This window comes from Nocardioides sp., assembly GCF_031397825.1.
In the GTDB taxonomy this organism is placed as follows: domain Bacteria; phylum Actinomycetota; class Actinomycetes; order Propionibacteriales; family Nocardioidaceae; genus Nocardioides.
Genome location: NZ_JANNML010000223.1, coordinates 1 through 12,430 on the forward strand (window position 1 = coordinate 1; position 12,430 = coordinate 12,430).

12 protein-coding genes and 1 pseudogene are annotated in these 12,430 nt (G+C 71.2%); 2 read left to right on the forward strand and 11 right to left on the reverse strand.

The window, feature by feature from the left end:
- Positions 1-375 (forward strand): annotated as a pseudogene (locus RMN98_RS18590) (M23 family peptidase); the annotation flags it as partial.
- Positions 376-383: 8 nt separating this feature from the next.
- Here RMN98_RS18590 and RMN98_RS18595 read toward each other — a convergent pair.
- The 11 genes from RMN98_RS18595 to RMN98_RS18645 all read right to left on the reverse strand — a co-directional run bounded on the left by RMN98_RS18595 (position 384) and on the right by RMN98_RS18645 (position 12,033).
- Positions 384-1,283 (reverse strand): tyrosine recombinase XerC, encoded by a 900-nt coding sequence (locus tag RMN98_RS18595; RefSeq protein ID WP_309650317.1) that lies wholly within the window; start codon positions 1,281-1,283, stop codon positions 384-386.
- A gap of 98 nt (positions 1,284-1,381) precedes the next feature.
- On the reverse strand, positions 1,382-2,512 hold the full coding sequence (gene dprA, locus RMN98_RS18600; RefSeq protein WP_309650306.1) for a DNA-processing protein DprA: 1,131 nt from the start codon (positions 2,510-2,512) through the stop codon (positions 1,382-1,384).
- The gene (locus RMN98_RS18605) at positions 2,509-4,143 is read right to left on the reverse strand and encodes a YifB family Mg chelatase-like AAA ATPase (protein ID WP_309650307.1); all 1,635 of its coding nucleotides are present in this window, start codon (positions 4,141-4,143) and stop codon (positions 2,509-2,511) included. Before RMN98_RS18605 ends, dprA begins: the two co-directional genes overlap by 4 nt.
- A complete protein-coding gene (locus tag RMN98_RS18610; protein WP_309650308.1) occupies positions 4,143-4,508 on the reverse strand; it encodes a YraN family protein in 366 nt (121 codons plus the stop codon). Before RMN98_RS18610 ends, RMN98_RS18605 begins: the two co-directional genes overlap by 1 nt.
- A gap of 130 nt (positions 4,509-4,638) precedes the next feature.
- Positions 4,639-6,501 carry a pilus assembly protein gene (locus RMN98_RS18615; protein ID WP_309650309.1) on the reverse strand — a complete coding sequence of 621 codons (1,863 nt, stop codon included), beginning with the start codon at positions 6,499-6,501 and terminating at the stop codon, positions 4,639-4,641.
- A complete protein-coding gene (locus tag RMN98_RS18620; RefSeq protein WP_309650310.1) occupies positions 6,498-6,953 on the reverse strand; it encodes a TadE/TadG family type IV pilus assembly protein in 456 nt (151 codons plus the stop codon). Before RMN98_RS18620 ends, RMN98_RS18615 begins: the two co-directional genes overlap by 4 nt.
- Before the next feature lie 142 nt (positions 6,954-7,095).
- A complete protein-coding gene (locus RMN98_RS18625) occupies positions 7,096-8,850 on the reverse strand; it encodes a pilus assembly protein TadG-related protein (RefSeq protein WP_309650311.1) in 1,755 nt (584 codons plus the stop codon).
- Complete coding sequence (locus tag RMN98_RS18630) at positions 8,850-9,260, reverse strand: pilus assembly protein (RefSeq protein WP_309650312.1); 411 nt, start codon at positions 9,258-9,260, stop codon at positions 8,850-8,852. The genes RMN98_RS18625 and RMN98_RS18630 overlap by 1 nt, the downstream gene beginning before the upstream one ends.
- A gap of 148 nt (positions 9,261-9,408) precedes the next feature.
- Positions 9,409-11,112: a pilus assembly protein TadG-related protein gene (locus RMN98_RS18635; RefSeq protein ID WP_309650313.1), complete on the reverse strand. Its 1,704-nt coding sequence runs from the start codon at positions 11,110-11,112 to the stop codon at positions 9,409-9,411.
- Complete coding sequence (locus RMN98_RS18640; protein WP_309650314.1) at positions 11,109-11,582, reverse strand: TadE/TadG family type IV pilus assembly protein; 474 nt, start codon at positions 11,580-11,582, stop codon at positions 11,109-11,111. Before RMN98_RS18640 ends, RMN98_RS18635 begins: the two co-directional genes overlap by 4 nt.
- Positions 11,583-11,724: 142 nt before the next feature.
- Positions 11,725-12,033, reverse strand: coding sequence for a DUF2469 domain-containing protein (locus RMN98_RS18645; RefSeq protein WP_309650315.1), 309 nt, complete (start codon positions 12,031-12,033; stop codon positions 11,725-11,727).
- A 57-nt stretch (positions 12,034-12,090) separates the two neighbouring features.
- On the opposite strand from RMN98_RS18645, the gene RMN98_RS18650 reads away from it, so the two are divergent.
- Positions 12,091-12,430: DUF2071 domain-containing protein (locus tag RMN98_RS18650; protein ID WP_309650316.1), on the forward strand; the 340-nt coding region annotated here is incomplete at its 3' end.

The window sequence follows — 12,430 nt, forward strand, 5'->3', positions numbered from 1 at the left end:
GCGGCGTTGCCCGGGACGGTCACCTTCGCGGGCTCGCTCGCCGGTCGGGGCGTGGTCGTCGTCGACCACGGCACGACCCGCACGACCTACGAGCCGGTGACGGCCACCGCTGCGCTCGGCGCGACGGTGGCTCGTGGCGACCCGGTAGGCGTGCTCCAGCTCCCGGGGTCCCATTGCTTCCCCCGAGCCTGCCTCCATTGGGGCTGGATCGAGGGCGAGACCTATCTCGACCCGCTGCGGCTGGTCGGCATGGGGCCGGTGCGACTGCTGCCGCTCGGGGGCTCCGCCCCTGGCGTGGCACCCCTGACCCGGCCGACTGGCATGGCGGCCTTCTTCGTCCCTGCCATCGGTCTCGTGGCACTGCTGCACCGATGAGACCAGGCTCAGGCTCGGGGGTGCGCCTGCTGGTAGGCCCGACGGAGTCGATCCGTCGTGACGTGGGTGTAGAGCTGGGTCGTGGCCAGCGAGGCGTGCCCCAACAGCTCTTGGACCGAGCGGAGGTCGGCGCCGCCCTCGAGGAGGTGGGTGGCCGCCGTGTGACGCAGCCCGTGCGGTCCGATGTCGGGCGCCCCGGGCACCTGCGCGATCCGCTGGTGAACCAGGGTGCGGACGGCCCTCGGGTCGATCCGCCTGCCGCGTGCCCCGAGGAAGAGAGCCGGACCCGAGCCGTCGACCTGCAGGTGCGGGCGCCCCTGGCGCTGCCAGAAGTCGAGCGCCCGAGCCGCCGGGCGGCCAAACGGCACGGAGCGCTCCTTGCGCCCCTTCCCGAGGACCCGGACGACGAAGCGGTCGCGGTCGACGTCGTCGATGTCGAGGCCGACGAGCTCACCGACGCGGATGCCCGTGGCATAGAGCAGCTCCAGCATCGCCACGTCCCTCAGCCCGATCGGGCTCCCGTCGTCGGCCAGCGCTGCCGCGGCTGCGATGAGGTCGCTGGCCTCGTCGGCGCGCAGCACCGGCGGCAGCGACTTGTGGGCCTTGGGCGAGCCGAGCGACGCGCCGACGTCGCCGGGGGCCCGCTCCGTGCGCGCCAGCCAGGCCGTGAACACCCGGGCAGCCGTCGCCCGTCGCGCCAACGTGGTGCGAGACAGGCCCATCGTCTGCTGCTTGGCCAGCCTGCTGCGCAACGTGCGCAGGTCGACGTCGGTCACCTCGGAGCACCCCAGGCGCGACGCGTGCTCGAGCAGCCCCGCGACATCGGCCGTGTAGGCGCGGACGGTGTGGGGCGTGAGGTCGCGCTCGGAGACCAGGTGACGCTCGTAGTCGCCGAGCACGCGAGCCATGGGCTCGGGCAGCAGGTCAGCCCCTGCCTCTGCCGGCTCCTCGGGCGTCGGGTCGGCGGTCACCCCCTGACTCTAGGAAGTCGGTCGGCAGCATCGGCTCAGGCGCGCCCCAGCAACCCGAGCCGCCATCCGACGCCGTCCTGCTCCACCAGCCCGTTCTCCTCGAGGTGGATCAGGGCGGAGCGCACCTCCACGAGGCCAAGACCGGCCGTGCGGGCCACCGACTCGGTCCCGACACCGGCGGCGACCGGCACCGCGTCGAGCACCTGGCGGTGACGCAGGGTGAGGCGGTCCCTGGCCGTGAGCGGCTGCTGCGCCGGCTCCACCAGGTGCTCGCCGGCGCTGCCCACCATCTCCAGGACCTCCTGGGGGTTGGTGGCCAAGGTGGCGACTCCACGCCGCACGAGGTCGTGGCATCCCTGGGACTGGGCGCTGGTCACCGGGCCCGGGACCGCGAGGACCTGTCGGTTGAGGCGCTCGGCCCACGAGGCGGTGTTGAGGGCTCCGCTGCGCTGAGCGGCCTCGACGACCACCGTGCCTCGCGACAGGGCGGCGATCAGACGGTTGCGCGCAAGGAAGCGGATCCGGGTGGGGGCGCAGCCGGGAGGTGCCTCGGACACCACGGCGCCGTGCTGCCCGATGTGGTCGATCAGCGACTGGTGGGCCGTCGGATAGGCGCGATCGGCACCGCAGGCGAGCACTGCGACGGTCGGTCCCTCCATCGCGATGGCTCCGCGGTGGGCGGCCTGGTCGATGCCGAAGGCCGCTCCCGAGATGACCGGTGCGCCGTGCCGGACGAGCACGGCCCCCATCTCGCTCGCCACGTGCTCTCCGTAGGTGGTCGCAGAGCGTGAGCCGACCACGGCCACCGCGGCAGCGAGCTGATCGAGGCGCAGCGGACCCTTGACCCACAAGCCGATCGGCGGACCGCCTCTCTTGTGGAGCTCGGGTGCGTGCATCAGGTCGTCGAGCTGGCGGGGCCACTCGGGGTCGCCGGGGATGACGAAGCGGATCCCGAGGCGGTCGGCCCGCTCGAGCTCTCGCACCGGGTCGGCGGAGCCCAACCGGACGGCCAAGTCGTCGAGCATGCCCTGGGCGTCCCGCTGCCGGAGCAGCGCCGACTGGAGGTCCGTTCCGCCGAACTCGGCGACGAGCTTGGTGAACCGGGAGTCGCCGGGCTCGGTCAGCCGGCTGAGGGCCACGCGCGCCAGCCGTTCCTGATCGCTCATCCGGCCTGCTCCTCGACCGCGACCGCGACCGCGACTGAGGGGGCGACCTGGCGCGCCAGCAGTGGCTCGCCCGACCTGAGCCGGAGTGCCGTCTCGACCTCCACCGTGCCGGGCCGCACGTTGACTCCCGCACGCACCGCGGCGAGGTCCGCGACCGTCATCGCGAGCCGGTGCACGCGCACCGCCCCGCGGCTGGTGAGTCTGCCCGCGAACACCTCGTCGTCGAGCAGCCGCTGGGCCGCGGGCGGCAAGGGCCAGCGCTCACGCAGCGCCGGCCCGGGGGCCTGGCCGTTGAGCCGCCAGCTGCAGTCGGTGTAGCGGACCGCCTGCAGGCGGCGCGCCACCTCGACCCGGGCCCGGATCTCGGCCGAGGTCTCCAGGAGGGCGAACCGGTCGCCTCGCTCGTGCGGCAGCGGCGGCTCGACGTGACGCGTGATGTCGATGCGGTCGGAGACCGGCCCCTTGACGCGGGCCTGGTAGTCACGGCGCACCACCTCGCGACACTTGCAGCTGTTGCTGCCCGCCGCGGGTCGGTAGTCGCCACAGGGACAGGGGTTGCACGCCAGCACCACCATGCCCCGGGCCGGGAGGACGGCTGCCTCGCCGTGCCGGGCGATGGTGACGTCTCCGCTCTCCATCGGCTGGCGCAGCGCGTCGATCACGTCGGACCTGAACAAGGGGAACTCGTCGAGGAAGAGCACGCCGCCGTGGGCACGGCTGATCTCCCCCGGTCGCACCTGGCCCGAGCCGCCGCCGATCAGGCTGGCCTTGCTCGCGTCGTGGTGCGGGGCGCGGAAGGGGGCCCGACGCACCATCCCCTGAGCCGCGTCGAGGGTCCCGCAGAGCGAGTGGATCGCGGTGAGCTCCAAGGACTCCTCGGGCGCCAGCTCCGGGATGATGGTCGGGATCCGCTCGGCGATGCTGGTCTTGCCCGACCCCTTGGGTCCGGACAACATCACGTGGTGGCCGCCGGCGGCGGCGACCTCGACGGCGTACTTGGTCTCACGCAGCCCGTGCAGGTCGGCGAAGTCGACCTCCTCGAGGCGCTCCTCGCCGCGCCAGGACAGGAGTCGGCTGCCCGACATGGGCGCCACCGGCGGCGCCTCGGGCACCTCCTCCCCCGCGAGCTCGGCGGCGACCTGGGCCAGCGAGCGCATGCCGAGCACGGTCATCCCCGGCACCATCGACGCCTCCTGGGCGGACGGTTCGGGCACGAAGACCCGGGTCACGCCGCGGGCGGCCGCGGCCAGCACCATGGGCAGCACCCCGGCGACGCAGCGCAGCCGGCCATCGAGGGACACCTCGCCGATGAAGGCCGTGGACTCCAGCGCGTGGCGCGGCACCACGGTGTCGGCGGCCAGGACCGCGATGCAGATCGCGAGGTCGAAGTGGGTGCCCCGCTTGAGCAGGTCGGCCGGTGAGAGCAGCACCGTGATCCGCTTGGTCGCGGGCCACCGCAGGTCACTGTTGATGATCGCCATCCGGCAGCGGTCGCGTGCCTCGTGGAGCGCCGGGTCGGCGCGGCCGACCAGTGTCGTGCCGACAGCACCGGGAGAGACGTCGGCCTGCACGTCGATGAGGTGGCCGACGGCGCCGTCGAGGCACACCGACCGGGCGGTGGCGAACGGCATCAGATCCCCCTCACGTGCTCGACCACGGCCGGTCCGCGCGGCGGTCTGAGCACCGCGACCAGGTCGATGCGGGTGTCGGGCGGTGTCACGCCGTGCTCGGCGGCCCAGCGCTCGGCCAGGAGCCCGAGGCGGCCACGCTTCTCCGCGCCCACGGCTTCGTGGGGTGTCCCGCAGGCGTCGTTGCTGCGGGTCTTGACCTCGCAGACCACCAGCACGTGCCCCTCCCGGAGCACGAGGTCGACCTCGCCCACGTCGCACCGCCAGTTGCGGTCGAGCAGGACCAGCCCCTGCTCGACGAGGTGGCGCGCCGCCACCGACTCCCCGTAGGTGCCCAATGCCTGTCGGGCTGCTGCTGTCGTCGTCATCTCCAGACCTCCTGCGCCGAGGCTGCCTGAGACCCGGGACGGCAGGGGCACACCGACGATGAAGCTGTGGACAAGGCGGTCGTCGACCTCCTTGTGGACGACTCGCGGGCCTCGGAGCGGAGGCGCTGCGTCAGTCGACGAGGCGCACGATGCTCTGTTGCACGCGCTGGTCGAACACCGTGGTGGCGGCCTGCTCGTCGATGGGGAGCGCCGCCTTGTTGAAGGTGAACACCGTCAGCGACTTCACGGAGTTGCCGTTGACGGCCAACCCGTTGGCAGGGCTCGCGGCCGTGGACTGGGTCTCGTCGGTGACGAAGCCGGGCACGAAGTCGTAGATCGGTTGGAAGTCCTTCTGGGCACGGTCGGTCGCGTAGACGACCGGCAGCCACACGAAGCGCGGGGAGTCCACCACACGCGGATCCAGCATGGTGGCGTCCACCCCGGTCGTCTGGGCCAGCTTGTCGAGCGTCGCACCGTTGCGTAGGAAGCAGGACAGCACGTCGTTGTTGATGGAGACCCCGCCGACGCTGACGTCGGTGCGGCCGGAGCAGGTCGTGCGCGCTCCGGTCAGCGACGCGTCGAGCCGCCCGCGCACACTGTCGACGCCTTGGACGAAGCCGTTCATGATCGCCGGGCCGTCGTTGCCGGTGTCACCGACGATGCAGTTGCGGCCGTCCACCGAGCTGGTGTCGGGCTGTGCACCGGAGATGAAGCCCTGGTTGACGCGCCCGCAGTCCTTGACCTCCTCACCAGGAGCGAAGGCGAAGGGCACGAGCTGGTGGTCGAGTCCGGACGCGATGTTGCGGGCCAGCCGGGTCTGGGTGGAGGAGCCGTCGCGGCGCGGGGAGTCGAGCTGGCCGAAGTTGCCTCGTGCCTGGCCGATGCACCCCACCGGCACGCTGGTGGGAGCGGCCGACGCGGTGGTCGGCGCCACCGTAGGTGCTGCTGACGTCGAGGGGACGGTGGGGGCCGGTGCCCCCGCCACGCGCACCACGAGCTTGGTGGTCGAGATCGTGAGCGTCCCGTTGCCGTTCTTGGCGAGGAGCGCGTAGGCCGTCCAGTCCCCCGCCACCGCGGTGACCTCGGTGCCGACGCGGAATGCCGGCACCTGCAACGTGCCCTTGCCGGGGCTCTGAGCCGCGTAGTCCACGAAGCGGCTGCCGTCCGGGGAGTAGAGCCGGATCGAGGCACGATCGGTCCTGGGCGGGATGTTGGAGATCTGGTAGCCCGAGATCTCGAGGGACGACCCGTTGGCCGCGGCGATCGGGCTGGCGCCGGTCAGGGTGTGGCTGCCGACCTCGATGCCGGGGGCGGCAACGACGGGCGATGCGGTCGCCGTGGTCGTCGTCGCGGTGCTCGTCGCGGTGGCCGTCGGGGTCGAGGTGGGGCTAGCGGTCGGAGTCGCTGAGACGGTCGGGGTGGGCGAGGGTGCCGGCGCGGGCGTCGTGCTGCCTCCGCTGGTGTCGGCAAGCGCAGAGCCGTAGCCGCAGCCGTTGGGCAGCCAGAACGGGATCATCTTCGACGCCGGTGGCAGTGCGGAGACGACGCGCACCGAGGCGGAGCGCTGGACGCTGGTGCCGGTCACACCGATGATGCCGGCCAGCCCGAAAGCCACGTCGGCCTCGGGGGCGACCACCTTCATCTGGGCGCAGTCGACCACGCAGGTGAGCCCCAGGCTGTCCTGGAAGATCACCTCCCCGTCGGCCATGGCCCCGTTGGCGAGCGCGTCGGCCGTCACCGGGTCCTGCCCGACGACGACGTTCTCCTCGAGGTAGGACGCGACCTCGGTGAGGATCGCGCTCCTGTTGGTGTTGTTCATCGGCAGCAGGTGCCCCGCCGCAAGGGCGCTGACGTCGACCTGTCGCTGCACGGCCCGCTTGCGAGCCCACGCGTTGCCGAGGTCGACCGTCAGGGCGGCGCAGGTGAACAGGACGACCACGAAGATCGCGATCATGATCGCCATGGCGCCGCGGTCGTCGCGGCTGCGTCTCACGCGCAGGCCTGGGGTTGCTGGGGCACGAAGTCCACGCGCGTCTCGACGGTCGTCGTCACCCGCCCGCGGTCCACGAAGGGCAGGAAGGGCAGCTGGAGGTCGAAGCTGTCGAAGCTCACCTCGACCTGCACCGTGTCGCCCACCTGGACCCCGGTCGCACTGGCCGTGGTGTAGGTCCGGCGGACGGTCGCCCCGGCCCCGGTGCCCGTGAGCGAGTCGATGTCGCGGCGTACGGCGGTCTGGAAGCTCGCGCAGGTGGCCGGGTCCCCCACGGCCGCCCGGCGAGCGGCTGAACGTGCGATGTCGCTACCGCCCTGGACGGCCCAGAAGTACAGCCCGTACTGGATGATGCCGAAGACCAGCAGGAGCAGGAGCGGGAGCAGGAGGGCGAACTCGACGGCCGCCGCTCCTCGCTCTCCGCGTCCAGAACATCTCCGAGTACGACGTCCCACGCGCGCAGTCCTGCCCTTCTGCGGGACCCCCGATGGTCCCCCTGTGGGGATGGTAGGGCCCCAGGTCGCCAACGGTCGACCGAACCACTCGCAGCCGCTCGACATGACCAGGAGAAATGTCCGAAAGGACGACCCTGGGCCCTCAGTGGCGCAGCACGGGCACGTTGCACACCGCCTGCACGGCGTAGACGTCGGCACCCCCGACGCGGATCCCGAAGAGGGAGGCGACCGGATTGACCAGCATGTTGTCGAGGTTGTAGGCGAAGGGTCGAAGGGTCTTCTCCACGAAGCCGTCCGGACCTGCCACCGCGGCCTGGAGAGCCTGGGTGATGGTGGTCGTGAGCGAGGAGAGAGAAAGTCCCAGGGTCAGCAGGTTGAGGGCGCTCACACTGAACACGAGGTCCTTCACGGTCACGGTCGGGACGGCGCTGGTCAGGAGGTTGGGGTCACCACCGGTCTCGATGGGGACCGTGTCGTTGGGAGGCATCCTCAAGTTGGCCGTGCTGGCCGGGGCACCCGTGGGCGCCGCCATGGTGATGTCGGCCTTGGCCGTGATGTTCACGTTGTTCAGGACGCCGATCTTGAGCTTTCCGGAGAGCTCGATGGTCGCACGGAGGGAGTAGTCCACGGCGCCCGACGTGACGTCCACGCTGAAGGTGTGGGGATCCAGGAGGGTGCCGGCGCCACAGTGCACCTTCGGAGTGGCGCTCAACCGGCCTGTCGCGTTGCCCAGGCTGATCGTGATGCCTCCCTCGGCCTTGCCCGTCTGGAGCGTCCCGTCGAGCAAGCCTGTGGTGATGTTGATGCTCGGGGTGTTGAGGAACTTGACCGACGCATCGGTCCGGACCTGGCTGGTCTCGGCGACGGAGCTGGCGCTGCCGGGCGCGCCGCAGGCGAGCTGGGGGCCCTGCTGCACGTAGAGGTAGCCGTCGACGTCCCCCACCCCGGGGACACCGGCCTGGATGTTGGGGATCTCGATCGCGTGCTCCCCGTTGGCCACCATCAGGGTCCCGGCCAGGAGGTCCAGCACGCTGAAGTTGGTCTTCAGGGCAGCAGCGTCCGTCGGCGAGATGCTGAGTGCGTCGCCCACACGGACGATGGGGGTGGCTGCCGCGAGGGCGAGGAAGGACGAGAGCGCCTGCACAGCAGCGGTGTTGCCGCCGGGCTCCTTCTTCAGGGCATCGATCGTGGCGTTGACCAGGTTGGCATAGCCGACGCTGCCGGTCAGGAGCTGATCCGCGCTGCCGATCCGGGGATCGGCCGCGAGCTGCGCCAGGGTCAGGTCGGCTGCCGCGATCTGCTGATAGCTCAGCACGCTCAGGTTGAGGTTGAGGAAGTCGTTGAGCTGGCTCAGGACCGCGGAGTCACCAGAACGGACGGCAGCGACGTAGGACCCCAACCGGTAGCAAGCGGTCGACGACGCCTCAGCCACGGCACTGCGGATCGCGGCCCCGGACCCCGGAGCGAACGCGAAGTCCACGGAGCCCTGTGCGTCGATGAGGACACCGTCCGGGATGACGCCGTCGGCCACCTCCTCCACGGCACCCGACGGCAGCTTCCTGGGCACCTGCTCCCCGTTGGTCCCGGTCACGACGTAGACCAGCGTGGCCGTCACGGACGTGACACTGCCCAACGAGGTGGAGTTGCGGGCCACACTGGCCGCCACGGTCGCCTGCAGCGACGGCTCCGTCACCGATCCTGCCCGGATCTCACCGGCCTTCCGGCCGTCCAGGAGGCGGGCAGCGTCGAGCGCGACGACGTCGGCGAGTGCTTGCATGTCGCTGCGCACGACGCGCTGCATGCCGAGGTCGACGGCGAAGGCAGCAACGGCGACGAGCACCGCGACGGCCGCGGCGGTCAGGACCGCCACTCCTCCCCGCTCGTCACGGCGACGCATCAGCTGACCTCGGAGACGGCCGTGTAGGTGAGGGTGTCCGGTATCACGAGGCCCAGGCCGAGGAAGACGGGCTTGCTCGGGTCAGCCTTGTAGCGGTGCGTCACCGTCACCGAGACGCAGGTGCAGGTCGTGGGAAAGGTCACCGTGCAGGTCAGGTAGGTCGTCCCGCAGGCAACGCCGATCGCTGACCCGACGGCCGACGTGGCCAGGGCCTGGCGGTTGGCGGAGATCGGGGCGACAGCTGCGGCGCGGGCGCCCTCGGCCGCGGCCTGGCTCAGCGACTGTCGGAAGCTGAGCATGTAGCCATAGGTGATGATGCCCATCAGGAGCAGCATCAGCAGGGGGGCGACCAGCGCGAACTCGAGGGCCGCAGCACCGCGCTCGCTGCGGCGGCTGCGAGGTCGAGACATCGGCTCCGACACGTCCCTGATCTCCTCTAGGTGGCCCCCACGATCAACCCCACGTCCCACGGTAGGTCTGAGCGGCCCCCCTGGCCCGCCTTCCTCGGGTCAGTGAGCAGGGATGACTAGGAGAAATGGCCGATCGGCGGAGCGTGGATCAGCCGCGCAGCGCAGGCTCGGCGCAGAGCGGGCGCGGGAGTCCGAAGACGTCGGCGCTGCCGAGCCTGACCCCCAAGGCGTCGATCAGGGGCAGGACCAGGGCGGCGTTGAGCTGGGTCGTCAGCGACGAGATGATCGTCATGGCTGCGTTGACCACGGTCGCCGACGAGCCGCCGAGAGCCAGCGGGAGCCCCAGGAGGGTGGCCGTGATCGTCGTACCTCCCGGGCTCAGGGAGACCGCCCCGGGAGCGAGACCGACGCCGGCGGAGCCTGCGGGGTGGGCGGTGTCGTAGGAGGGCAGCGTCGGGAACTCCATGGCCACGGTCGTGCCCGCCGTCGATGAGGTCGCGTTGAGCGTCGCCGGGATCCGGATGTCGAGCCCCACCAGCACCAGTCCCCCCAGGAGGCCGAACGGAAGCTGCATCTGGGCACCCAGCCGGACGGACAGGCTGCCCGTGATGGTGACCAGTCCCGGCGTCGCCAGCACCGACATCGAGTCGGGATCGGCCGCGTCGGGGGTGCCGCAGTCGGCGGCGGTCAGCGTCCCCGTGGCACTCGCGGCGGTCACCTTGAGGTCGGTGATCGTGACGCTGGTGGAGGTGACGGTGAGGCCGACAGCGGAGACGCCCGGGAGGGAGGCGATCGTGCCGTCGAGGTCGGTCGACACCTGCTGGGTGGTTGCGGTCGCTGACTGCACTCGCCCACACCCGGCTTGCGCCGCCTGCCCGACCCGCACGCTGCCGGTGAGCGAGGCCGACGGGAGGCTGATCCCGAGCGTCGGCACCGCGACGAACGACTGGCCGTCGGACACCGTGGCGGAGCCGTAGAGCAGGTCGAGCGTGTTGAGCGACGCAGCCGAGGCAGCTCCGTTGCCCTGGTCGACGTTGACGAGGTCGCCGAGGTCGACGTCGGCGACCGGGCCCACGGCCAGCGCGAACGCCTCGAAGAGGTCGGCCTGGGCCGTGTCCCCCTGGTTGGTCAGCACCACGGCAGCAGCGTCGTAGAGGTCCGCAAGGTTGACCTCGGTGGAGAGGAGCTCATCGACCGTCCCGACGCCGAGGGTCGGGACGCCCACGAGGTCGAGCAACGACAGAGAAGCGTCAGCCAGTCCCTGGTAGCCGGCCAACGTCAGGCTCACGGGGGTGCCGAGCGCCTCCCCGAGGATCGCGTTGAGCAGGAGCGAGCGCTTGGTGTCGAGACCGACGCCCACGGCGCCGAGCTTGAAGCAGGCACCCGAGTCGGTGTCGGCCACGGCGGTGCGGACCGCTCCCCCGCTGCCGGGGACGAACGCGAAGCCCACACTGGTGGCCGCGGTGACGCGCAACGCGGTCGGCACCACCGCCGGAGCGACCGAGGGCGTGAACGCCCCAGCAGGGCTGAGCGTGCCGAGCTCGACGCTGAGCTGCGGGACGTCACCGACGTTGCACACCTGGCGGTTGCTCGCCGGGCCGCAGAGCTTGTTGCGCACCAGGCTGGCCTGCGCCAGCCCCGGCATCAGCGGAGTCAGGTCAGCGATCGTCCGCTGGCCGTCCAGCTCACGCACCAGGTCCAGGGCGACCACGTCGGCCAGGGACTGCATGTCCCGCCGCGCCACTCGCTGCATACCCAGGTCGACCGCGAACGCCGCGATCACGATGAGCACCATGGAGATCACCCCCACGATGACCGCGACGGCGCCACGCTCGTCGCGGCTCCTGGTCAACTCACCCTCGCCTGCGCCGAGTACGTGAGCACCGACGGCATCACGTAGCCCACGCCGGGGAACGACGGGACGATCGGGTGGTCTCGATAGTCGTAGGAGAGCGTCACCGTCACGCACTCGACGCCGGTCGCGACAGGGGTGCAGGGACCGGGCGCCGTCACCGTGCACGTGCCGACCGTGACTGCCCCCTTGCGCAGGGAGCCACCGACGCACGTGGCGCCGAAGCTGTCGAGCGCACCGTCGATGGCGTCGTAGCCGGCATCCTGCTTGTCCGTCTCGACGAACGTCACGGCCGCGGCTCGGGCGCCCTCGGCGGCAGCCTGGCTGAGCGTCTGGCGGAAGCTGAGCATCACGCCGTAGCTGATGATGCCGAAGAGCAGGAGCAGCAGGAGGGGGACGACGAGGGCGAACTCGACGGCTGAGGCGCCGTCGTCGGAGCGGCGCCGCAGGCGCATCACTCGACCGACCATGTCTCTCACCCCCGCGAGGACGGAGGGGAGGACCCCACGCCTTCCCCAGATCAGGGTAGAGCGTCAGTGCGTCAGCAGCGCCCGGAGTCCGCAGATTCCCCGACCACGGTCATCGCGATGCCCCCGAGGGTATCCGCCCAGGTCAGGGCTTCGGAGGGTCGATCTCGGACTGGTTGAGCTCCTCGACGTTGACGTCCTTGAAGGTCAGCACCTTGACGCTCTTGGCGAAGCGCGCGGGGCGGTACATGTCCCACACCCAGGCATCGCTCATCGACACCTCGAAGAAGACGTCGCCGGCCTCGGTGCGCGCCTTCACGTCGACCTGGTTGCACAGGTAGAAGCGGCGGTCGGTCTCCACGACGTACTTGAAGATGCCGACGACGTCGCGGTACTCGCGGTAGAGGGTGAGCTCCTGCTCGCTCTCGTACTTCTCGAGCTCCTCGGCACTCATGCGGCTGCTCCTCCTGGGGGTGGTCGGCGACGCCCCGCCACCTGGGAGCCTAGGGGCATGGACCTCGCCCGCCCGATCGACCCGCAGGGTCCGCCGCTCACCAGCCGGGCCTCCCTGCACCAGTGGTGGCGCGACCTGACCTACCTGCACTGGCGGGTCGACCCGGAGCGGGTGGCGCCGCTGCTGCCACGCGGGGTGCGCCCCGACGTGCACGACGGATCGAGCTGGGTCGGACTGATCCCGTTCACGCTGGCCCAGGGAGGGTTCGGGGCAGCAGGACCGGCGGTGCCGTGGTTCGGCACCTTCCTCGAGACCAACGTGCGGCTCTACTCGATCGACGACGAGGGCCGGCGCGGCGTCGTGTTCTTGTCGCTGGAGGCCGAGCGGCTCGCGGTGG

Coding starts and splice junctions, on each gene's coding strand:
- RMN98_RS18625 (WP_309650311.1), bottom strand. CDS start 8,850: ATGCGTCGCCGTGACGAGCGGGGAGGAGTGGCGGTCCTGACCGCCGCG.
- RMN98_RS18605 (WP_309650307.1), bottom strand. CDS start 4,143: ATGCCGTTCGCCACCGCCCGGTCGGTGTGCCTCGACGGCGCCGTCGGC.
- RMN98_RS18640 (WP_309650314.1), bottom strand. CDS start 11,582: ATGGTCGGTCGAGTGATGCGCCTGCGGCGCCGCTCCGACGACGGCGCC.
- RMN98_RS18645 (WP_309650315.1), bottom strand. CDS start 12,033: ATGAGTGCCGAGGAGCTCGAGAAGTACGAGAGCGAGCAGGAGCTCACC.
- dprA (WP_309650306.1), bottom strand. CDS start 2,512: ATGAGCGATCAGGAACGGCTGGCGCGCGTGGCCCTCAGCCGGCTGACC.
- RMN98_RS18610 (WP_309650308.1), bottom strand. CDS start 4,508: ATGACGACGACAGCAGCAGCCCGACAGGCATTGGGCACCTACGGGGAG.
- RMN98_RS18630 (WP_309650312.1), bottom strand. CDS start 9,260: ATGTCTCGACCTCGCAGCCGCCGCAGCGAGCGCGGTGCTGCGGCCCTC.
- RMN98_RS18595 (WP_309650317.1), bottom strand. CDS start 1,283: ATGGCTCGCGTGCTCGGCGACTACGAGCGTCACCTGGTCTCCGAGCGC.